Source organism: Shewanella sp. c952 (assembly GCF_019654975.1).
GTDB lineage: Bacteria > Pseudomonadota > Gammaproteobacteria > Enterobacterales > Shewanellaceae > Shewanella.
The window spans coordinates 381,104-404,290 of record NZ_BPEW01000001.1 but is presented as its reverse complement, the minus strand read 5'-3'; the positions used below and the strand labels follow the sequence as shown (position 1 = coordinate 404,290).

The window sequence follows — 23,187 nt, the reverse complement described above, 5'->3', positions numbered from 1 at the left end:
ATAAGCGCTTCTCTCAACCAACAAGCCATTAGCTCTTAACAAACTGAACACTTGATCACAGCTTGCCAAATTGCTCATGCACGAATGCATAACTGCATGATGGGTTATGCAAAAATGCATAAGTCTGTGTGAGCTAGCTAACATTGGTAAATAAGGTACCTTCCAGCGATTATTTAACTGTTAACAGAGATGGCGAGGCTGGGATATAGCCCCATTATATAGCTGCTGTAGCGGTCAAAAACCGAGAATTACTGCACAGTTAACGTGTATAAGTGCATGCTAAGATTAGCTCATGAAAATACTCGTTAAACTTTTATGCACACTGCTGGCAATGACTTCAGTGCTGCTCCCCCAAACTGCTGTAGCTGAAGATAGCAACAGTGTTGTGTTTGGTGTTCACTCAAAAACAGCACCGCTTGAATGGCGTAATAACGGCGTCGATCAAGGTTTTAACTTAGAGCTACTGGATCGGATCGGCCAACTCACCGGTAAACGGATAGTCGTTAGGCGTAAAACCTTCCAGCAGTTACTGACAGATGTTCATAACCCAGACTCTTTGATTGATGTGATCGCGGTTGTCAGCCCGGTGACAATCGATCGCGATCTTAGTCAGTCAGATCCGATCTACGCCACCCACGCAAAAGCTTATACCCTGCAAGGCAAATCATTCATCGAAGGCTGGGACGATCTGAAAGGTAAACGAGTTGCCATTAAAAAGGGTGCCTTTGTTGATGTTTATATCTCTGGCAAACAACAAGACTTTAAAAGAGTCGACGTTGATCTTTACGAAACAGGATTTCAGTTATTAATAAAGGGCCAGGTCGATGTCGTCATTGCAGAAAACTTTGTTGCCAGACGATTAATGCCGTTATACCCCTCAATTAGAAGCTCTAGTGATCCACTGATATATGGGGCGTTTAACTTTGTCAGTAATCGCAAAAATGAAGCACTAATGGCGCACATTAATGATGCGCTGCGCCAACTAAAGCTATCGGGTGAATATGACCGTCTAGTGAATAAATGGTTTGGTACAGGACGTGAGAAGGTCGATCTAAACTCCGCGCAACAACGTATGCTGTCACTGGCAATTTTTGTTAGCTTAATTTCTGCTGTTGGCATGCTGCTCACCGGTTACGTCAGCCTAAGCCTACGTAAACGCAGCAAGGCGTTAAAGCTAGAGTTAGCTCAGCGCAAAAAAGCCGAAGCGGCTATTTCTAACCTGTCGAAACAGTTCCAGTCAGTACTCGATGGTATTCCTCATGGGGTGACACTGTTTAACCGCCAAGGTGAATGCCTGTGGAGTAATGATAATAATCAATTGCTCAAAAACCCGGACTTCCACTACATCGATGGTCAACCATTCAAACTATTACCAAGCCTTATTGAAACCTTAGACAGCAACCGATCCACGATTGCTGATATGGCCATTGAAAATCAGCATTGGCAGTTACAATTGCATCCCATTGGTGATGATCAAGCGGTTATTTTGCTGGAAGAAACCACTGAGCAGCAGCGACTTCGCCAAGCTAATGACGAAGCCAGCCGACTGGCCTCTTTAGGAGAGCTTTCAGCAGGTATCGCCCATGAAATCAATAACCCTACCGGCATAATCATCCACTCGATAGCGTTTATAAACGATGCCCTAGCCGATCTTTCTATCGCCGCGGATAGCTACCAGAAACAGAATCCATTTTGGAATATTGCAGGGCTAGAGTCTACATCGGCGTTGACGGAGCTCAATCTAAGTAGCCAATCGATTGTTGAGGGTGCCGATCGCATTAGTCGTATCGTTAACGACTTAAAACGCTATGCCTTACCCACCATCGCTGATGAATACCAAGCGATATCACTGAATGAAGTGGTACAGGTCTCTTTGCGCTTAACAGCCAACCAGATAAAAACCTTAAATGTAGTCACTGATTTATACAGCCCTAGCCCCATAATTACAGGCGATGCACAGCAGTTAAACCAAGTGCTAATCAACTTAATTCAAAATGCCTGCCACGCCATAGTGCTGGATGCTGACACCTATGATAATGACCAACATATTGTACTCAAAACCCACGTTGAACACGGGTTTGCTTACTTGACGATTACCGATAAGGGTCAAGGTATGGACAGAGCAACATTGCAACGGATCACCGAGCCATTTTTCACCACAAGACGCTCAAGTGGTGGCACCGGGCTTGGACTGTCAGTTTGTAGCCGCATCATTAAAGAACACGACGCTGATATGCAGATAAAGTCGCGTATTGGCAAAGGTACCGTAATCACCCTTCGCTTCCCATTGGAGACTCACACGTGAAACTAGCCAGAAATATTCTACTTGTCGACGATGAAGCATCTTGGTTACGCACCCTAGCGATAACGCTTAACAGGCTAGTGCCCGAGGCAAAAATCGATACTTGTGTCGACAGCCGGCAGGTGATGAATCGTCTTGAAGTCGGTGATTACGCTTTAGTGTTACTGGACTTAACCATGCCCTTCCACTCCGGCGAAGAACTATTGGATATGATCCGTAATGCCTGTCCCAATACTCGGGTCATTATCGTCACAGGTGTCAACGAGGTTGATACCGCAGTGCGCTGCATTAAGCATGGTGCTTATGATTACTTTATTAAAACAGATAATGTCGATGACCTTGCCCGCACAGTACGCCGTGCATTAGAAGTTGTAGGGCTTGAACGGAACTATCTAAGAATTAAAGAGAGCTTTCTCAGCAAAACGCTTTCCCAGCCTGAAGCCTTCAATAACATCCTTACTTGTGAGCCTGCATTGCTGGATCAGTTTCGTTATTTTGAAGCGGTTGCACCCAGTCCGGAACCTATCTTGATTCAAGGCGAGAGCGGTACCGGCAAAGATGAATTTGCCAAATCAGCGCATCAGCTTTGCTGTCCAGATGCCCCGTTTATCAACGTTAATCTTGCCGGGATCAGTGCCAGCGCCTTTGAGCTACAGCTGTTTGGTCAGATAAAAACCTTAGATAATGGACAGGTCAGCGCCCAAGCTGGCGTATTACATCAAGTACAATCAGGCTTACTGTATCTCAATGAAATTGGTGATTTGCCAATAGAATCACAGGCAAAGCTAGTCGATGTCATAGAGCATAAACAGTATTACCCCATTGGCAGCGATAAAGCCTACCCAGTGCTGTGTAAAATCATCACCTCAACGCAACATGACCTGCTGGCCTTAAGTAAAGTGGGCAAATTTCGAAATGACCTTCTCTACCGCTTACGCTCTCACACCATTAAACTCCCTCCGCTTAGGCAGCGTAGACTCGATCTATTTATGCTAATCAATCACTTCATCAGCTTAGCGGCTGATGAAATGAACCTACCAAGGCCTGATCAGCCAAGTACCCTTGCCGCACAACTCGCAGACTATGAGTTTCCAGGCAATTTGCATGAGTTAAAAGGCATGGTATTTGATGCCGTCAGTCGCAGCGATGGTATTCAACTCAATATCAGTCCGTTTATGGAAGCCATCAATCTAAGCAAGGTCGTTGCAGAGGATAGTGATCAGTTAGTCTTTCCCAAAGAACTGCCGACATTGGCACAGATGGGCGATGCATTGATCAATGAAGCGATGAGCCGCACAGCCAATAGCCAGACAGCCGCAGCTAGAATGTTGGGGATCAGCCAAAGCGCTTTGAGCCGCAGGCTAAAGCAATAACAAAAATTGTCTACCTACAAGTACTAAAAAAGCTCGCCAAACTAGACGAGCTTACCCTGAAGTTAAAAATAGCTATTTAGTATCTGAACGTAAGACTAACTCTACCCTGCGGTTTAGCTTCTGACCGGCATCATTATTTTTGTTCGCTACAGGCGAGTATTCCCCAATACCAACCGCAACTAATTGCTGTTCAGACAATTGGTAATCGACGATTAACGTGCACACAACAACCTTTGATCTTTTTTCAGGTAACGTTTGATTGTAACCTTGCTTTCCCTGATCGTCTATATGCCCAACAACGTAGAAAGGCGTTGTTGATCAAATCCCAGTACTAGATGCAGCTACCCCAAGTGTTTTATCGAATTAGGCAGCTTCTTTCCTAATGGGCATTCCTAGTTCTATGACTTTGTTGATTGCTTTTACTCCCGCTAAAGCTTCACCTACTTGAGCGTTATAGTCGCGCAGGCTAAGTTTCGGGCTCACCAGCTGCTTATATCGATACATCGCTGTTTCAGATAGTGATCTTTGATGGTAATCATTGTCCTGTTTCCATTGTGCTAATTGGCTGGTCTTGAGCGCTTTTACTGCCTCATTTCTCGGGTGCCCATCTTCCCAGTACCCTGCATTACTTCTGGGGGGAATAGTGGGTTTGCAATTTTTGCGTTGAAGCTGCTTGTGGCATGCCTTGGTATCGTATGCACCATCAGCTGATAACTGAGCTATACGTCTTCTCAACGGGTTGAGCAATGTGGGTAGCACTTCATTATCTGCAACGTTAACTAAGGTGACTTCTGCTGACACAATCTCATGCGTATTACTATCAACTGCGAGGTGTAGCTTACGCCAGGTACGGCGCTTTTCTTTGCCGTGCTTACGGGTTTTCCATTCTCCTTCACCGTAAACTTTGAGACCTGTTGAATCAATAACAACATGTGCCACAGGACCACGACTCTTTGCCCGATACTTGATTTCAACAGTCTTAGCTCGCTTACTAATACAGCTGTAACTCGGGGAGGTCAGTGGCACATCCATAAGCTGGAATACAGAGTTGGTAAAGCCTTCTAGTGCTCGCAGTGACAAGTTGAATACGCCTTTAACAACCAGTGCTGTTTCAATAGCAACATCGGAGTAAATATACCCTCGACCACGACGACCATTGTGTTCGATACATAGCCAAGACTTAATGGCTTGCTCATCAATCCAGAACGTCAGAGAGCCACGATTGACTAGTGCTTTGTTGTACTGAGACCAGTTAGTCATTTTATGCTTAGACTTTCCCATTTTGCTGCTCCGCGTAGCTATCTTGGGAGATCAGATCACGCTAATGGCAAAAAGTTCATTCGATTTAGGAAACAAGGCCGTAGCGATAACTCCACCACAAACTAAAAGTATCTAGCGACGTCCAGCTCCATGCATACTTATTCTTTTTCTTACTCATGACATAATCAGTTCCACCATACTTTGGTCCCCAAAACTTAAGCCTCACTGGTCAAGGAAAAACAGTAATCTTTGGTATTACCCGATAAGCACGATCGGCCATCATTTTGTCTCGAGAATCATTGACCATGTTGGCCATTTCAGCAAAGCGTTGTCCAGTCAGTTTTTTACTCTTTATATTATCCCGAATATTATACTGAGTATGACCTTTATAGGCTTTGATAAAACTGTTGATGTTATAAACGGTGCAGAGGGCATTAGCGCTAACATCAGGGTCGTTTTTAGCGATAATATCATCGTAAATAATTTTACCGCTGAATAGTGTCATTTGATGATTAGCAGCTTGCATGGCATATAACAAGCCAATCAATTTATCTTCTGCAAGGATAAATTTATTACCAAATTTTTGAATAACATTTTAAGTTGAGTCGTGGCTTTATAGACAACTTCAGTAATTTGCTCTATCAATTTGCCAACATAGGGAATGACTTGCGCAAAATAGCCAAGAGTCTCCAAGTTACCAGCAAACTCTTGTACCATATTAGCCCAAGAGGCTAAGGCGACCATTTGCCCTATCGCCACTTGATTAGCTACCATGGCGCGGTTAGTGATAGCGATGATATTCATATCTCGCGTCACCATAGTGGTTGTGCTATAGGCAACATTATCGGCAGTATTTTGCATTCTTATTCGCTCAGAAGCGACAATACCTGTGTCATAAAGTGAGAATAGCGCCAAGGCCACAGCGGCAAAAACAGCCAAAAAAGCCAAAGAAAGCCAAAGAAAGCCAAAGAAAGCCAAAAAAAGTACGCTTGCATAACCTTTTTGCGATGTCAAAAAACAGGGACGTTTTGATAGAGGAAGATTTAAATGACATTCCATGTCAATAACTCGCTTAGTTTATTAGTAGCGATAGCGCCATATTAAAGATATATATTTAATCAATAATTTCATTCGTTATAAATCAGAAAAATCGTTTGGGTCTTGAGCAATACACCAATCCCAAGCGGCTTGAGTAACAACAGAATCATCACTGCTTTTGTCACCGTCTGCTACATCAGCCATTTCAAAAGCCAAATCCATCATTTTCTGATTAATCACATCTGAAAAACTATCATTATCCACAGGATACAGATCTCGGATCGTCTCACGCATAAAATCAGGATCATCAGGATTATCTTGCACTCCTAAAGCCATTCGATCTGTAGCTGGCGCCATTGTCGAACATTCATCCCATTGTATGTTTTTATTTAACAGGCTTTGATTGCTTTCACCGCTACTTATACTTTCACTTAAAGCCTCCCTATAAATATTGCCGTCAAAATGCCACGGCTTTGGTGCTTCAGCCGCTATACTTTGAGCACAAAAAAATAGTGAGATAGTGGCTAAAGAGCATTTGAGTTTAAAAAATGGTTTGATAGGCATAGGAGACTCTTATTTTCCATAAAAGAGGGTGCGGGCAGGCCCGCACTATAATAGCTATTATTATTTTTTAATTGATGAACCAGCAGTAGCATTATATTTATCTAAACCACCTTCTTTAGCTGCGATGGTTACCGCAGCCTTGCCCTGCTTAGTCGCTTGTTTTGTCGCTTTCGTTGCTTCAGTTCCGCTACCACCTAATTCAGCGGCCATAGATGCAGTTTGATTACGAACGACGTCGCCAAACATTGTAAATGCTCCAATAGCGGCAATTGCGATTAGTGCTACAATAATGATATATTCTGTCATCCCTTGACCGTGCATTTTATTCTTTAATATTATTCACTCCTTGAAATCTAATTAAAGCCGGCTAGATTCTACAGTGAAGATGCATCAACTCAATCACCCATAAGTATTAATTACCATTCCAAAGACTTAAAAATTAGAACTATTGGATTGTAGTATTATATACACAATAGCTGTTCATAATTAATACCAAATCAATTAAGTTATTACAAATCTCATCGAAGTTAATATATATTGAATTATAAAAGAATACTTAAGCTATTATAAATATTTTCAACACCTTGAAAACCACATGAACTCATACCAAACAATCGTTGAATGCCAAACCGTCAATCCATATTAGTTGTACACACTAATATGGGAAACACTACGGTTTATGAGTTACTGTATTCAGAAGTTATATAGAAGTGCTATATCCCCGGAAATCGAGTGATTCAGTATTTATAATTCTGCGAAGTTTTGTGGTGTCGGGTAATACATCAAACTAAGCGGCTCGCGCCATCGGTGATTCATCACTGTTCTGATTCCCGTCAGCAGCATCAGCCATCTCAGAAGTCAACTCAATAACATTTTGATTCATTACACCATACCTAGAGGGTATGTGGTTCCACGAGCGAAATAGGCAGTACTCCATTTACCCGCTAATTTCATTCTATCGGCAGCGGGCGCTATTCGGGAGTACTAACCCCACTGCACGTTCTTGTTATTAAAGTGCTTACCGTTATAGTTTTATATGAGTTCCCAATAGGTGTTGCTATCAAAACTCCATGGTCTTAACTTAGCTTCTGTTGTGTTGAGCTGAACGCAATAAATGAGTGAGACCATCACTAAAAATCGTCTGATTATAGAATGAACCAGCTACCATTTATACTGGAATTAATCAGGTTTTTGCTCGATTTCATACAGCGTTAGTTTAAATTTTGAATAAAACTAAAGACTGAAGTAACGACCCAATAAAAAATTCATTCACCGCATCGTCAATTTAACCGTGCAATACAAAAAACTCGCCTATTTAGGCGAGTTTTTAGAATTAAGCAGCCCTTAAGCTAGCTTGAGGTAACACTGTTTGATGCAGTCACCAGCTTAGCTTCTGCACGCTTTTCAGTTTCATCAACTATGGTCAATACCGCAGCATCTCCGACTACGTTACATGATGTCAGTACCATATCGATAAGGCGGTCAAGCGCGGCCACAATCGCAAATGCTTCAACCGGTAGACCCATCTGATGAATAAGCACACCAATCATCACCATTCCGCCACCTGGAACACCGCCAGCGCCAACAGACAGTAAGAAGATGCTAAACAGTAGTGCTGGTAACTGATCCATACCGATTGGCGCGCCAAACGCATTAGCCACAAAGAAGATAGCAATGGTGATGTAAATTGATACGCCGCCCATGTTCATCGTTGCACCCAGCGGTACGCCAAAACCTGCTACGGCGCGATTAACACCCAGCTTCTCGGTTAAGGTACGCATTGTCACTGGGATAGTAGCGTTTGAGCTCGCTGTTGAAAGTGAAAATAAAATCTGTTCACGAGTTTTAGCGCGAAACTCTTTGGCAGATACTGGAGTAAACATGCTTACAGCAAAAGGATAAACAACAAATATCCACAACAGCAGTAAGCTTAGAATGACCACAAGGTATTCTAATACGCTACCAAATATCGCAGCTTCAAGGGTTGCACCTAGCTTAAGCATCAATGCGAACACACCAATAGGCGCTAACTGCATCACCACGCTAATAAGCTTCATCATTATTTTGTTGGCAACCTGAAAACCGCTCACAGCGCTTTTAGCTGTTTCACCAAGTGACTTAATCACGCCGCCTAGCAAAAGTGCCATAAAGATAACTTGCAACATATTGCCCGACGTAAAGGCTGCAACAGGGTTGCTAGGTACGATACCCACAATAAGTTGTACTAAGTTTGGTAGCTCTGTGGCGACGATATCAACACCACCACTGCTCGACATATCAACGCCTTTACCCGGCGCCAATAGCAAAGCGACAGCTAATGCAGCAAAAATAGCCACTAAGGTATTAATGATGTAGAAGCCAAACGTTTTACCGCCTAAACGGCCAAAACTATTGAGGTCTTTCAGTTCGCAAACGCCGCATACAATTGAAACGAATACTAATGGCACAACTAACATCATGATCATATTAACGAACATGGTGCCAGCGCCGGAGGCGATATCTACCACTGTACCGCTGAAGAAACCGATATCTGCGAGGAAGTATTGAATGATCGAGCCGAGGATCAAACCTGAAAATAGACCGATAAAGATCCGAGTAGAAAGTGATTTAGTCATTAACTTGCCTTATTATTCGACACGTCTTATCGCATGTCTTCTATTGCCTTCAATCTTGATGGATATTTAATTTCCATCTATTAGTGGCAAGGATAGTGAAACATGCTGGCAAGAATTTCAATCAAAACCATAAAATTAGTTTACGAAACAATCTTATAACAGCCCAGTAGTAACAATATAAGTCGCTGTATAAACAGCAAATTCAATTCAACAGCCGAAAGCCAAATTGAAGCAACTTTTACACAAGCAACACCACAGCAACACAACGAAAACAATTCAGCAAAAACGTCATAGTCATAACAACCACAAAAACCAAAGATAGCAATATAAACCACCAGTCTGGCACTGAGAAATAGTTTTCATAACCAGTAAGTTTCATTAAGCAGTGTTATCTAAAGCAAAACTGCTGAATATTTGTGCTTAACAAGCTCGCGAATGGGTTATTAATCCTAGTTTATGAGCTAACAGATGCTGTTGCTTAATGCTGACTCGATGCTCGATAATAAACTGCTGTAATGGCTGCCAATCGCTGCTTTGCTGACTAATATACTTAAGCTGCTTATTTTGCGCTATGTAGTCTTCCGTAGAGCTTGCGGTAACAACTAACGATGAAAGGGCTTCAATACTTGGGGCGAGCAACTGAGTGACTCTGGGGGTCGTGAGTGCGATTTGTATACCAGCAGGATCGACATCGACGAATGCCACAACAGTTACACTCTCAGGTAGCTGTTCAAGCAAAACACTAAGTCCTTTAGTCAATCCGTTATGCCCTCGATACACCACTAATGCATTGTTGAGCGATTCATCGACCGAAAACTGATGCCAGCAATCAAAGGCATCGAGGTTTTCAACAATCACTAAGTGAGTAATCGGTGTAGTCTGAGATTCCAGTAATTGAATGACGTTAGCAAGCGGTATTCTAAGAGAGTACTCAAGTGGAAGATTCATATAAAAAGGTTGCGGCTTGAGCAGCACATACTGTTCATCTGGGGCTATTGCAGCGAGCTTTTCATAGCGACTGTGTTTAGCGACCTCTGCGCGAGTGCCCTCGAAGGAGTCTTTGAGTAGCTCGCTACCAAAGTAAACCGTCGACATTTGATTCAGTTGATGTAACTGCTCAGCACTAAATCGCAAGGCGCGGCTAGACTCATCAACATCACCGACTTCCAGTTCTGCGAATATCTTTTGCCAATTAGCGCTAAAGGACACCTTGCCAATGCGCTTTCGCAGCACATTGGCAATCAAATTGGCATGGACTTTAGTTAAGCGAGCCACAGCTCAACATCGCGAATCACGAAGTTACCAGTATAAACAGGATCTGACTCGCCGATGGCTTCGAGTTCGAAATACTGCCTATGCTCTTCAGGCAAGCCTTCATAACCGCAAATGACTTGATACAACCAACTTTCACGATCCCAGCTTAACGCTTGCTCATCGAGGTACTCTAATGCTGATTGACTCTTGCCTGAATCAATCACCGCACAGAAGTATGCATCAACCGCTAACTTGAGCGGGTTATCCGGAATATCAAAGTCTTCAGTTTGACTTAGCGATACTGATACATCTTCCTCGGCGGTTACGTGCCCGGCATTAAGTCTATCGATACGCTTAATATTGGAAACAATTTCAAACAGCTCAGGCTCATACAAAGTACTGTGAACATCTACCGCAGCAGGAGCAAGTAGCGCCTCTGCGCAATTAAACAATGCAGGTAGCTGTTTGTGGCTAACATGATCCGCGGGACGATAATCAGGATGAAGATCGGTATAAAGCAGCCAACCTTTCAGTAAACGAGTACGACCTCTAATTTGACGGAAACGGCCAAGCAGCTCAAGCAGACGTCCCTGCACGACACTTAACTCTTGCGTACAATCACTCAAAGTATCCTGCAATGAGGTGACCAGTAGCTTTCTTAGCTCACGTATATCTCCAGCTATTTCACCAAGTTCACTAAACTGGAACATCTCTAAGCCATTAAGCAGCTCTGTCACCTGTTTTTGTGCCAGCTCATTTTCACGAATTTTAGCGTTGATGGTACCAACATAACCAAACTCGTTGTTAATACGGCTCCACAGCACTCGAATTGAATAACGTAGGCCATCAGCAAAGCTATAGACATGCTCACTTAAGTCAGCGAGATAAGCCTCAGAGGCAGCGTAATCAACATTGTGACGCGCTTCCTTATAATGAGCCGCCAGTGTTTTAATGCTGGCCAAAGAGCTACCGACATTAGAATCTATCTGGCGATTACGCTCATCGCTTAATGCTTCCTCTAACAAGGCGCGCACCGAACGCTTTAAACGTAACTCTTGATCCGCTTCTGGACGCCATAAAATATCGTTTTTACGTAGCTTCTCTATGGCCGCAGCGTTGGTTTCATCTTCAGATACTGAGCCCGATAGATAAACATCCATGACCAGCTCAGCGTGACGTCCAAGTTGTTTAAGCAGTTTTACCCCTGCTTGATGTAAGTTACTGCTCATCGTAAGTCAGCTCCCCATGCATCGCAGTATTGGCTAGCAGCGCTCAACCAACAGCTTACTGCACACTGATATCGCTGTTGATTCAGCATCAAACCAGATCCCTCTGCGTCGCCGTTTCAGCTTGCGCCTCTAAGCTTAAGCCTTCGGTTTCATCAATAAACCGAATAACCTCATACAGGTAATCAAGCTTACCGGTGGCAATAAAGATCTGTTTCTCTGCGTTAGGCTTAGTTAAATAACCCAGCTCTACTAAGCGCTTAAACACCAGCTTGATCTGCGCATCTACATTACTACTGGTTGAGCCAAACAGACGATATTGGCTAATTTTAGCCAATTGTTCACGAAAAGCCGGCGTATCTTCAATGCGAGTCTGTAGCTCTGTCAGTCTAACTGCAGCGCCTTCAGACAAAGGTGCATCTTGACCGCTGCCCTCTTGTACTAACACCAGCCATTCCACCAGCGGGATAAGCGCATTACAGATATCTTTAAACTGCGACGAAATGACCTTACGTTCACTTTCGCCTAGTTGCTGATAACCGCAAAAGAACACTTCTCCTTCGCCAGCAGAACCAATCGTACGGTTTATTTGGTTTAAGTAGACTTCAACACGCTCACGGGTATCTGGATTTTTCAGTGCGCGCCAGCCATCTTCATCGGTGGTACGACAAATAAACTCGCCCTTTAATAAACGTTCAATCAGCGCACTGGTACCCACTAATGTAGTTTCTGTTACTTGGCTCATTACACAGCCTCCTGAGTACGTCGCTGACTAAGCTTTTCGGCAATCGAGTTAACCTGCGGTTTAACCACCTGCAGTTTTTTGGTTTGTTTATTAATAATATAACGATTAGCAAACAAGCTAAGCACCTCAGAATCAGGGTTAGGGAATGCGCCAAGTACTGAGATATTGTTGTTTTCACAAGCATCAAATATCTTTTTCACGTTACCGTGGTGCAGCGTACCAAGCTCATCAATTGGCCAGTGAATAGTCACCTCAGCACGACCACGTAACAGACGGGTAAATGCTAATAGGAACTTACAAAGGATCAGGTATGCCATACCATGGCTTGATGACTCGTTAAGCTGTCTGTCGGTACGAATAATCAGGTCACTATTCCCCTCTTTTAAGCGCAGTTCAATCTCCAGTAACTTAGAGATCCCGCCCGATAATGCGGCGCGACCGATAATATCTAATGCACGGCGCATGCTGTTGGTGTAATCCTCACCCGGCAATTCGCTAAAGCCATCAGCTTTCCATTGACGGAACGCTTTAACAAACGCTTCAAGCTCTGGCCAAAACTCTAGTTCGCTAATGCGCGAACGGATCTTAACCGCAGATTCTGATACCCCATCAAGGAACAACTCTTCGCCTACCTCACGGGTAATACGGGCGCTTTGAGTGGCTATGCGGCGGTCAATATCGGCGAGTACATCGTAAAACGCGGTGAGATCAACACCAAAAATACGCCCCTGCTCACGCAGTGCCATCATCGATTGTGGCACCATTACGTTCAGTAGCTGCTCCAGCTGCGGCACTAGTTTGCGGTAATCCAGAATACGAATACCTTTGTCATTAACAAAGCTCGACTCTTCGCGCGCACGCTCCCATGTCTCCGATAAGCTAGAACCTGACTTACTGGCAATCACTGAATCAAAGTGTTCAACATACTGCTTAACTGAACCCAGCAGTGAATCACGCTTTAACAGCTGATCTTCACCTTGCCGCAGACGCTCACTGAGTCCGCCTTGAGCATCCTCATTATTAGCAGGCAGTTTAAGCTCGGTAAGTTTGCGCATGACACTACGTAGCTTGGTTAGATTTTCTGAGGCTTCAACTTGTACCGCGTCAGAACGCTTGCGTTCACTGTCTAGCTCGCTACGCTTGGCTTTAACCTCATTAGATTTAGCTTTGAGCTGCTGCTCTAACGATAAGCTAGCCTGCTTAACTGTGCTGAGCTCAGTCTGTAACTTAGGTTTACGCTTCAACCAAGTATGTTGATACCAGTCGTCATAACGCAACACTTCACTACGGCGTTGCTCCGCTTTACTGATATTAGCTTCAAGGGTACGGATCTCGGTTTTTAGCGCGACAATTTTGGCTTCATCGATACCACGAGATTTAAGCTCATTCTTGTACCACTGCTCACAGGCCTTTTGTTCACTTTTAGCGTGGTCTCGACGGTTTTGGATATTCGCTTTAACTTGGCCAAGTTGATTGTCTAAAGCACCAACAACCTCTTGCCAATAAGCATTTTTCTCCATGCGCGCTTCTAACGCCTGCTCTTTTTGCTCTTCATGCCACTCTTGTTGCTGTTGCTTTAATTGCTTCAGTTCGTTATCGAGCCTAGCAAGTTGCTTCTGCGAAGCAGACTTTCGCTCATTAAGTGCTTGGTTGATCTTCTCTTGTTCAGCACGTTTATCATCAAACAGCCGGCGCAGATCATCACGGCTATTTTTATAGGCGGTGCGAGCAAACGTTAGCTCACGTGCCATGGCATCGAGCTCGCTATTAACGGCCACTAACTTGGACTCAGCTTCTGCCTGTAACTCTTTAGCACTGGTTAACATCTCTTCGGCATTAGCATGCTTGATGCGCAGCTCTTGCTCAGATGCAGCGTACTCAGGTGAATCGATCGCCTTTAGATCGAGCGCTATGCCGTATAGGGCTTCAAGATTTTCACCGCTGATAGTCGGGTGTAAGTCACTACGGTGCAGCAGATCTGAATTGATCACCTTACCTAAGGTGTTTTCCCAGCCATTGGCCTCTTTACGTAAGAACTCTAGTAACGTGTGTGACTGGGGGAACAAGATATGGTGCAGCTCTTCAAGTTCGCTTTGACGTTCTGTGACTCGAATACCGGCAACCCGCAGTCCTTCATTAGCTTGATCGCGTTTAGCACGCAGCTTACGCTCTTCGCTCGTGAAGCGGTCAACCTTGGCGTTACAGCTCTCTTGCTCCTCATCGGCGCGAGTGATTCGTTCATCAAACACCGCTAACGCCAGCTTTTCCTCTTCCGAGTAGGTCACGCTATCAACGCGTACTTTCAGCTCTGCTGCAGATAACTTCAGTTGATACGCTTGCTCACTAAATTGTGCTTGGCCTTTATCGGTCGCGTCACGCCATTGATCTTCTAATGCTGCTAACTCAGAGCGGCCTTGTTCACGCTGTTTATCGCGAGACTCTCTTAAGCTGTCTTGCTCTTGGTGCAAGTTTTCCAGCTCTCGGTTAAGCCCTTCACCAATTTTACTGCGACGGGCGTTGTACGCGGCCTCAATATCTTGGTGCTTTTCAGTTTGTAGTTTATGTCGCTCTGACAAGTTTTCTAAGGTACCGCGCCAGCTAGGTAACTGTTCGAGATCTAACTTAGCTTGTTCAATTTCAGCGTCTTGAAATGAAGCGTGTTGATCTTCAATCGAATCTAGTTCTTGTTCACACTTGGCCACATCGCCCTTAGCGGCAGACAAGTCTAAGTTGAGCTCGTCACGTTGCTCTTTCCATTCTTCGTCCAACTCTCTTAGTTTAGCGTTGAGTGCTTTTGACAAGTCTTGGTGATGCTCTTGTCTTTCGACCTCATCACTTTCATCTTTGCTATAACCGCGGCGCAGGCTGGCAAGTCGCTGCTCTGTGCTTAGTAGCTGGTCAAACTCCTGCTCTAACTTTTCAAACTCAGGGCGAATAAGCTCAAAGCCCTGAATAAGCTGACTCTCTTTTATCCAAGACTCAACATGTTGCGGGTTAATGCGAGAGCTAGGAGGATTAACACCATCCTCTTCAAGAATAGCGGCGATCATCGACTTGATCGTCTCCATCTTCCCCTCTTTCGAGTGCACCGCTTTCGCCAGTTTTTCAATATGGCGCAGCGAATGTTCCGCCTCACACAGTGAGAATTGACGGGCGTAATTACGCAACTCGGTGCGGTTACTGCCGGTACTCAATAATGCTCTATCGTTCTGAATGATCGCCCTAAACTCACGAGTATTGAGTAGGTTAGTGATCGCAATACCCGCGCGCTTCATCTCACGGCCAAGTTCAGCCATGGTAAAACACTGAATGTTATCGCCTTGCTGGGTTTTGATATAATCATCTAGCTCAAAACCTTTACCGATAAAGCGGTAATTAACTCCTTTGCCGTCTCCCGCAGAAGCTAATACCGCTTGGTAAGCGAGTCCGTCAGACTTGATATATTCATAGATGATAAAGCTCGATTCGTGCGGCAGATACCAGCGCTCAAAACTATCACGAGTCGAGGGGACAACTCGGCTTGGGTACTCACCGTAAAAAACCGGTACCAAGCGTTGTAGCGTGGTTTTACCCGATGCGTTAGTGCCGCATATGTTGGTATGGCCATCAAGGGCGAGTTCAACCACGCCTGGCAAGTGAGTATCAATCAGTACGATGCGATTTAAGCTTGGCATTACATTCCTTAATCCAAACGCAGCTTGTAGCAAAAATGGCTAGCAAGCTGTTACGTGTCGCGGTGATAGCAACACGCATATAAAGAGGTTGATAATAAAATTAGCTGGTCACTAAATTAAAGGAAAGCGTCGCGCTTGGCAATCATCGCCAAGCAGCTATTTTGCTGACTTTAGTGACTAAATCAGGGAAGCGCGATCATACGCCATTTTCTGCGGTGAAGGTGCTCAATCAATCGGCAATTGAGCACCTTAATGAAAACAATATAAGAGATATCAATTTGCGGCAGCTTTAATGAGTTATCGACTGCCGCTGAGCAAGCTATTGAGCGCGTAATTCATCAAGTACTGCTGCACGCCGTTTAGCAAAATACTTGTTGGTTTCCGCCATAATCACATGTCTTAAACCGATAAGTGCGATTAGGTTTGGAATCGCCATCAAACCATTAACCGTATCGGCTAGCATCCAAATAAGATCAAGTTTTATAAAGGCGCCCACGGCGATCAAACTGAGAAAAGTCAGCTGATATAACTTAATGCCTTTTTCTCCTAGGCGCTTACCTGTTAGGTAGTACCAACAACGCTCGCCATAATAATGCCAGCCCAAAATAGTAGTAAAAGCGAAACAAACCAACGCAATGGTCACCACGTACTGGCCGATAATCGCTGAGCCTCCGGCGGCAAATGCAGCGCTGGTCATGGCAGCACCCGCAGTGTCACCACTCCAAACGCCGGTAATAATCAGCACTAAACCAGTCATGGTACAGATTAAAATAGTGTCGAAGAATGTGCCCGTCATACTCACCATACCTTGCTCAACAGGCTCATTGGTTTTAGCAGCAGCAGCCGCGATGGGGGCGCTACCTAGACCTGACTCGTTAGAGAATACCCCGCGAGCAATACCAATTTGCAATGCTTGAGCAACCGTCGCCCCTAAGAAACCACCCGCTGCCGATATCGGCGTGAAAGCCGAGTGCAGCACGAGTTGCAATGCCGGCATTATCTGATCGGCAAACAGAACCAAAATCCAAATGCAAGCCAACACATAGCCTAGCGCCATTGTCGGCACCAGCTTTTGCGCCACATTGGCAATACGCTTGACGCCGCCTAAAGTTACCGCTGCGACCATTAGCGTCAACACGATGGCTGTTGTCCAAGCAGGTACGTCGAAAGCGATAGTCATCGCATCGCTAATCGCATTAACTTGTGCAAAGGTACCGATCCCAAAAAAGGCGACCCCGACACCAAACACGGCGAATATTTTTGCCAACCACTTAAGTCCTAACCCTCGTTCAATGTAATACATTGGGCCGCCAGCAATATTGCCACGAGCATCAGTGGTGCGGTATTTAACTGCCAACATACATTCAGCATATTTGGTTGCCATGCCAAAAAAGGCCGCTAACCACATCCAAAATAGTGCCCCCGGGCCCCCCATTTTTATCGCGGTGGCAACCCCGACTATATTACCGGTACCTATAGTAGCCGACAGTGCGGTACATAGCGCGGCAAAAGAGGACAGATCACCTTTGCCACTTGCAGGCTTAAACAGCAAACTAAGTGCTAAAGGCAGTTTAAAAACTTGGATAAGCTTTAATCGGATAGTGAGATAAAGACCGGTACCGACCAGTAAGCAAAGGGTGATAGGCCCCCAAACAATGGCGTTGATATCGGCTAGAAGTGCTTCAAAATTCATGGTGTTCCTCGAGTATTAAACAACAGAACTCGCTATATTCAAACGGCTTGAAATAGGAGTTATTAATAATCGGAGGAGGAAAAGAAATGGCTAGTGTAGCGTGCTGCCGAGCGCAGCAAACGGTTTATCTGCCTCGAATGAGGACAGAAAAGGCGCAGCAGCAAACGACAGTGACTAATATCGATTTGATAAAAGTTAACACAGTCATCCTCTCCTCTGTCCTTTTGCCTGAGCGTTTCGCGTTAGCAAAAAATGCTAACACTTTCGCCTTCGGCGCTGTGTGACAATCAAGCTGACGAACGCTTATTTGCTCACAGTCTCTCCAGAGGCTCGTCCAGTAACAGTCCTCACCACATAAGTGGCACCTGAAAGAGTGCTTTGTCTTAGCCTCATTAGCTAAATCAAAGTTGCCTCGTCGGTGTGGGGTTAGTCCCCACTCTCCTGCTACCTTCATCCGAACGGATCCCATTCGCTTTTATATAAAAGCTAATGGGTCAAACAGAATGCGTCATAGATCGTCAAGCCTCAAGTGAGCCAGCTCACAGTTTATTCACTCGCAAGCTCAAATAGGATTGGCTGCTGCTTTAATCATCGCTTAAAAACAAAAAACCGACTAATCACCAGTGTAATTAGTCGGTTTATCAGCAATCGTTAACGACTGTCCGATGGTCAGTTAAGTGCTATTGCTTAGCCAGCATAGCTGAGGCGACGCTCTTCATATTTATCAAACATCTGCTGCGCTTGATCATCAACATAGGGGCGTAGGCCGCTCATAACCAAGGTTTTAATACCTGTGCCCACTAACTTGTCGCCGCTGTGCAGCTCGAAAGTTAAGGTGACATCGCCACGCTTACCTTCAATTTTTAAGTCTTGCTCAACCAAGGTCAACTCAACCTCGGTAAAATCAAGAGTCGTTAAGTCAAAAGACATGCTTTCATAAATGACTAATGGTCTTGCTGGGTTAATCATCATCTGGCGCTGCTTCATCATCGGCACCAAAATATGCATGAAGTTAAGGCCTGAAAACGCCACATACTTGCGAATAAAGGACTCTATTTGCACATCACAATGACGAACGTCACCACTACGGTGTACATTTAGATAGCATTTGTCTTTGTCATCTCTAATATCGAAATCTTCTTCAACTGCAGCAGGGAACTGCAGCTTAACGCCATCACCCACCATACCTGCAAAATTAAAGGTCATTTTCTGGCTGAGACCATATTCATTTAATACTAAAGAGAAAAGCAGATCGCCAGGTACACAAAAACGCTTTGCGGCAACGTCATGGATTGGATTGAAATCATGGGCAACGCTTTTAGCAAACTCACTCGCTTGTTCTGGAGCAATCACAACTGACTGGTTTGCTTTTTTAAAGAAAGAACTTAGAAACATAGTCACTCAACAATCTTGTTAGCCTTCAAAGTGGCCGAGCATTGTATACCATGATTGAATTTTGACTCACCCGATGACTTAAACGAGTCATTTCACCACTCATTTAGGTAACACGCTATAACCAAAAACTATTAGAAAAAATAACTTGTTCTAAGTCAGCTCAAGTTCAAAACAACAAAAACTGCTGATTTTTCAACCACCCTTGATTCACGCTGTCACTCCCGGCTAAATGTAAAGAAAATAGCAGCATCAAACCAAACGTAGCAAGCCATTGTTTTAAAAAGAATAAATATAACCATACAATTAGAATGGCTATTAAAGGATCCACAAATACTTTACAAATGTTGATCTAAATCATAATTTAAATGAGAATAATTTGCATTATGTTAATCAATTGGTAAACTCCTCCACAAATTTTATAACCCGCTATAACAAAGGGACTGAATGATGATGAAGAAAACCTTACTTGCTACTGCGCTAGTTAGCTTGTTTGCTACTCAAGGTGCTTATGCTGCTGATGAAACTGCTGAGCTACGTAAAATAATTGAGCAACAGCAGAAGGTTTTACAAGACCTTGAAAAGCGTCTTGATGAAACTGAAAAGCGTGTAGAGAAAACCGCTGATGTAGTAGAAGAGTCAGCTTCTGAATCAAAGAGTGCCACAACAATCGGTGGTTACGGTGAGCTGCATTACAACAACATCACTGACAACAAGTCAGGTAAAGATAAGAAAGCAATCGATTTCCATCGCTTCGTACTTTTCTTTGGCCATGAGTTCACAGAAAGCACGCGTTTCTTCTCAGAGGTAGAGATTGAACATGCCCTTTCTGGTGACGATAAGCCAGGTGAAGTCGAGCTAGAACAAGCTTATATTGAGCATGACTTTAACGACATGTTCGTTGGTAAAGCGGGTCTATTCTTGATGCCAGTCGGTATCATTAACGAAACTCACGAGCCACCAGCATTCTACGGTGTTGAGCGTAATCCAGTTGAGAAAAACATCATCCCAGCAACTTGGTGGGAAGCGGGTGCAGCACTTAACTTAAAAGCAGCTCCAGGTTTAGCCTTCGATGGTGCTATTACTTCAGGTCTTAAAGTTGATGAAACTTATAGCATTCGTGGCGGCCGTCAAAAGGTAGCCAAGGCTGATGCGTCAGATCTTGCCTATACTGCACGTGTTAAATACACAGCAGTTCCTGGTCTTGAGCTTGCTGCAACTGCACAATATCAAGCAGATCTAACTCAAAGTGCGGCTGGCGTTGAAACGGCATCTGCTACGTTACTATCTGCTCACGCTATCTACTCAATCCAAGGTTTCACTGTTAAAGCGCTATACGCACAGTGGGATATCGATGGTAAAGAAGCAGAATTACTTGGTCGTGATGAGCAAAATGGTTGGTACATTGAACCATCATACAAGTTCAACCAAAGCTTCGGTCTATTTGCTCGCTACAACGAATATGACAACAACGCAGGTAACAGCGATGACACTAAAATCGAGCAAACCAATGTAGGTATTAACTACTGGTTGCACGAAAATGTTGTGTTTAAAGCTGACTATGAAAAAGTGGGCGGCGCTAAAGACGCTGACGGCTTCAACCTAGGTGTTGGTTACCAGTTCTAATTTAGACAGCTAAATTTGAACAACGATATGAGTGCTCAGTATTGAGCACTCATTCATTTACTATCACGTGAGCTCGCTCAATATGAAACTACCTCTCGTTATAATATCTGTATTATTAAGTTGCTCAATGATGAGCGCGACAGTAAACGCTAGAGGGACCTACCAAACACCAGAAGAGTTTATTGGCCAAGCTTTTAATGCTGAAGTGCCAAGAGCAAAAGTATTCTGGGTTGATGAACCTGCACAACAGGCCATTGAATCTATTCTCGCTCATAGCTTTAATAAAATGCGCCTACGCTACTGGCAACAAGCGAATGAAAGTATATGGATAATGGATGAAATCGGCAAAGAATCGCCTATTACTGTGGCTGTTCATATCAAAGACAGCGCCATTTCGCAGACAAAAGTGCTGGTATATCGAGAGAGCCGCGGCGATGAAGTAAGACATGACTTCTTTACTGATCAGTTTAAATCAGCCAAACTCAAGCAAGACTTACAACTCGATACACATATCGATGGCATAACAGGCGCAACATTATCCGTTAGAGCGTTAACAAAGTTATCGCGAATAGCCCTGTATCTAGACGATTATGTGATAAATAAAGATAAAGAATGACGCGCAAACACCCCAGCTTTAGAGTCAAACTATTACGACAATTACGCCCTTGGCATCGTAGAGTAGGTATTTTTTCCACCCTATTAGTTATTTTTATTGCCGTTTCAGGGGTGCTGATTAATCACAGTAATGACCTTTCGCTCGATAACGCCCAAGTAAAACAGCGCTGGTTACTCGATTACTACGGTATTAAGGCCCCCACAGAGATAAGCCTTTATCAGCAAAGCCCAAAGAAACTCATTAGCGCTGGAAATCAAGTCTGGCTAGACAGTCAGCTCATTCTCGAAGCTAACAGCTTAGTGTTAGGCGTTACTACCTATCACGATATGCTAGTCGCGGTCGATGCAAGTCATCTGTATTTAATGTCAGCTCAGGGTGAGCTGCTAGAAACCCAAGACAGTGCCACCGGCTTACCTGCTCATATTCAAGCTATAGGGCTACAGCAAAATCTTTGGCTTAGGACTCAATCTGGAATGTTTATCGCTGATAGCGATCTTATCGATTGGTCTGAAGCCCAACCACTGACTGCCATCCCTTGGGTAAACGCGATAGAAAACGCCGATAATTCAGCAATAGCCGAGCAAATTCGCAGCAGCCGACTGCATTGGGAAAGAGTATTGCTTGACCTCCACAGTGGTCGATTCTTTGGTAGTTTAGGCCCATGGCTGATGGATCTGGTCGCACTGGCACTGATAATCATGTCTTTGACTGGCTGCTATATTTGGTTGCAACAGAAACCCGCTAAAGTGAAACGTCGCAAGAAGAAATGAAGTAGTGAGCTCTAATTACTCGTTCTCTCTTAATAGCGAAACTACCCATTTTTGCAATGCGTCATCACTATAACGCGGATGCCAAGCCGCAATAACATCAAACTTATCTGGCGACTGTTCAAGCGCTATCTCCTTCAAGCCCAAATTATTAAGAGCCCTCGATGGCAAAAATGCAATTGAGTCTGTGGTTTCAAGATACATAGGCACAACTGAAAAACAAGGCGCGGATATAACGATATTGCGCTTTAAACCAAACTGCTTAAACCAATCATCAATCGAGCCTTTAAAATTCGGCCTGGATGGCGAAGCAATAATACTCGGGTAGTTTGCTACTTCTGCCAATGAAGGCTTTGATTGCGCTATAGACGCACTCGGTGAAGCGACACAAACATGATGCTCTTCAAATAGCCTAACCACTGGATAACTATCTGGAATGTAATCAGGGAAGGCTATCGCTAGGTTTACTTTACCGCTTTGCATTAGATCGTGCAGTTTATCGATCTCAAAATCCCGAACAATTAACTTTAGATTGGGCGACTGTAGCCTTAACTTTGCAATCAACTCTGGTAACACCACCTGTTGAGCATAATCGGTGGCGGCAATAACAAAAGTCCCGCTAATAGTTTGCGGCTCAAAACTGCTAGGTGCTAACAGCGCCTTAAAATCGTTTAACAGCTTATCGACACCGATGTATAGCTCCTCTGCAAAAGGCGTCGGCACAAAACCATTGGTTTTTCGCAGAAACAAACGGTCGTCGAACACATCACGCAGTTTTTTCAAATGCTCACTTACCGCTTGCTGTGTCATCCCCAGTTGGCTCGCCGCTTTAGATGCATTCTGCTCGCGGATCAGCGCTTGGAACACACGTAGCTGCTTAATATCTAACCGGTCTATTTTGCTCAAAACTTATTGCCTCATTTTCTATTTATACCAATCAAGATAACAAGATAACAAGATAACAAGATAACAAGATAACAAGATAACAAGATAACAAGATAACAAGATAAAATTGTATCACTAACAAATAAGCTTTGTTTCT

General features: G+C 44.1%; 18 protein-coding genes, 1 pseudogene and 1 riboswitch. Of the genes and pseudogenes, 5 read left to right on the top strand and 14 right to left on the bottom strand.

Features of this window, described 5'->3' with window-relative positions; all coding sequences use genetic code 11:
* Window positions 1–292 precede the first annotated feature (292 nt).
* Window positions 293–2,305, top strand: a complete 2,013-nt coding sequence (locus K5R16_RS01645) for an ATP-binding protein (protein WP_220735797.1) — start codon at window positions 293–295, stop codon at window positions 2,303–2,305.
* The gene (locus tag K5R16_RS01640) at window positions 2,302–3,675 is read left to right on the top strand and encodes a sigma-54 dependent transcriptional regulator (protein WP_220735796.1); all 1,374 of its coding nucleotides are present in this window, start codon (window positions 2,302–2,304) and stop codon (window positions 3,673–3,675) included. Before K5R16_RS01645 ends, K5R16_RS01640 begins: the two co-directional genes overlap by 4 nt.
* Window positions 3,676–3,747: 72 nt before the next feature.
* Here K5R16_RS01640 and K5R16_RS01635 read toward each other — a convergent pair.
* The 13 genes and pseudogenes from K5R16_RS01635 to K5R16_RS01575 form a co-directional block, all read right to left on the bottom strand.
* A pseudogene (locus K5R16_RS01635) lies at window positions 3,748–3,969 on the bottom strand (DUF4892 domain-containing protein); the annotation flags it as partial.
* A 69-nt stretch (window positions 3,970–4,038) separates the two neighbouring features.
* Entirely contained in the window at window positions 4,039–4,956 is a 918-nt protein-coding gene (locus K5R16_RS01630) for an IS5 family transposase (protein WP_220735795.1), read from the bottom strand.
* 208 nt (window positions 4,957–5,164) lie between these two features.
* Window positions 5,165–5,482: a hypothetical protein gene (locus tag K5R16_RS01625; protein WP_220735794.1), complete on the bottom strand. Its 318-nt coding sequence runs from the start codon at window positions 5,480–5,482 to the stop codon at window positions 5,165–5,167.
* Window positions 5,479–5,994: a hypothetical protein gene (locus tag K5R16_RS01620; protein ID WP_220735793.1), complete on the bottom strand. Its 516-nt coding sequence runs from the start codon at window positions 5,992–5,994 to the stop codon at window positions 5,479–5,481. The genes K5R16_RS01625 and K5R16_RS01620 overlap by 4 nt, the downstream gene beginning before the upstream one ends.
* Window positions 5,995–6,069: 75 nt before the next feature.
* Window positions 6,070–6,537 carry a hypothetical protein gene (locus K5R16_RS01615; protein ID WP_220735792.1) on the bottom strand — a complete coding sequence of 156 codons (468 nt, stop codon included), beginning with the start codon at window positions 6,535–6,537 and terminating at the stop codon, window positions 6,070–6,072.
* Window positions 6,538–6,597: 60 nt separating this feature from the next.
* A complete protein-coding gene (locus tag K5R16_RS01610; RefSeq protein ID WP_259649738.1) occupies window positions 6,598–6,843 on the bottom strand; it encodes a pilus assembly protein in 246 nt (81 codons plus the stop codon).
* A 1,043-nt stretch (window positions 6,844–7,886) separates the two neighbouring features.
* Window positions 7,887–9,152: a dicarboxylate/amino acid:cation symporter gene (locus K5R16_RS01605; RefSeq protein ID WP_220735790.1), complete on the bottom strand. Its 1,266-nt coding sequence runs from the start codon at window positions 9,150–9,152 to the stop codon at window positions 7,887–7,889.
* Window positions 9,153–9,572: 420 nt separating this feature from the next.
* Complete coding sequence (locus K5R16_RS01600; protein ID WP_220735789.1) at window positions 9,573–10,427, bottom strand: hypothetical protein; 855 nt, start codon at window positions 10,425–10,427, stop codon at window positions 9,573–9,575.
* The gene (locus K5R16_RS01595) at window positions 10,415–11,635 is read right to left on the bottom strand and encodes a phosphoenolpyruvate carboxylase (protein WP_220735788.1); all 1,221 of its coding nucleotides are present in this window, start codon (window positions 11,633–11,635) and stop codon (window positions 10,415–10,417) included. Before K5R16_RS01595 ends, K5R16_RS01600 begins: the two co-directional genes overlap by 13 nt.
* An 88-nt stretch (window positions 11,636–11,723) precedes the next feature.
* Window positions 11,724–12,377 (bottom strand): hypothetical protein, encoded by a 654-nt coding sequence (locus K5R16_RS01590; protein WP_220735787.1) that lies wholly within the window; start codon window positions 12,375–12,377, stop codon window positions 11,724–11,726.
* Window positions 12,377–16,051 (bottom strand): ATP-binding protein, encoded by a 3,675-nt coding sequence (locus tag K5R16_RS01585; RefSeq protein ID WP_220735786.1) that lies wholly within the window; start codon window positions 16,049–16,051, stop codon window positions 12,377–12,379. The genes K5R16_RS01590 and K5R16_RS01585 overlap by 1 nt, the downstream gene beginning before the upstream one ends.
* A gap of 319 nt (window positions 16,052–16,370) precedes the next feature.
* Entirely contained in the window at window positions 16,371–17,744 is a 1,374-nt protein-coding gene (locus K5R16_RS01580; RefSeq protein ID WP_220735785.1) for a sodium:alanine symporter family protein, read from the bottom strand.
* 206 nt (window positions 17,745–17,950) lie between these two features.
* A riboswitch (glycine riboswitch) is annotated at window positions 17,951–18,080 on the bottom strand.
* 351 nt (window positions 18,081–18,431) lie between these two features.
* On the bottom strand, window positions 18,432–19,139 hold the full coding sequence (locus K5R16_RS01575; RefSeq protein WP_220735784.1) for a DUF3581 domain-containing protein: 708 nt from the start codon (window positions 19,137–19,139) through the stop codon (window positions 18,432–18,434).
* Between the two features lie 444 nt (window positions 19,140–19,583).
* Between K5R16_RS01575 and K5R16_RS01570 the strand changes: the two genes are divergently transcribed.
* The 3 genes from K5R16_RS01570 to K5R16_RS01560 all read left to right on the top strand — a co-directional run bounded on the left by K5R16_RS01570 (window position 19,584) and on the right by K5R16_RS01560 (window position 22,148).
* Entirely contained in the window at window positions 19,584–20,762 is a 1,179-nt protein-coding gene (locus tag K5R16_RS01570; RefSeq protein WP_220735783.1) for a porin, read from the top strand.
* Window positions 20,763–20,892: 130 nt separating this feature from the next.
* On the top strand, window positions 20,893–21,378 hold the full coding sequence (locus K5R16_RS01565) for an FMN-binding protein (RefSeq protein WP_259649737.1): 486 nt from the start codon (window positions 20,893–20,895) through the stop codon (window positions 21,376–21,378).
* A complete protein-coding gene (locus K5R16_RS01560) occupies window positions 21,375–22,148 on the top strand; it encodes a PepSY-associated TM helix domain-containing protein (protein WP_220735781.1) in 774 nt (257 codons plus the stop codon). Before K5R16_RS01565 ends, K5R16_RS01560 begins: the two co-directional genes overlap by 4 nt.
* 15 nt (window positions 22,149–22,163) lie before the next feature.
* Here K5R16_RS01560 and K5R16_RS01555 read toward each other — a convergent pair whose 3' ends face one another.
* Window positions 22,164–23,051 (bottom strand): LysR family transcriptional regulator, encoded by an 888-nt coding sequence (locus K5R16_RS01555; RefSeq protein WP_220735780.1) that lies wholly within the window; start codon window positions 23,049–23,051, stop codon window positions 22,164–22,166.
* Window positions 23,052–23,187: the final 136 nt, after the last annotated feature.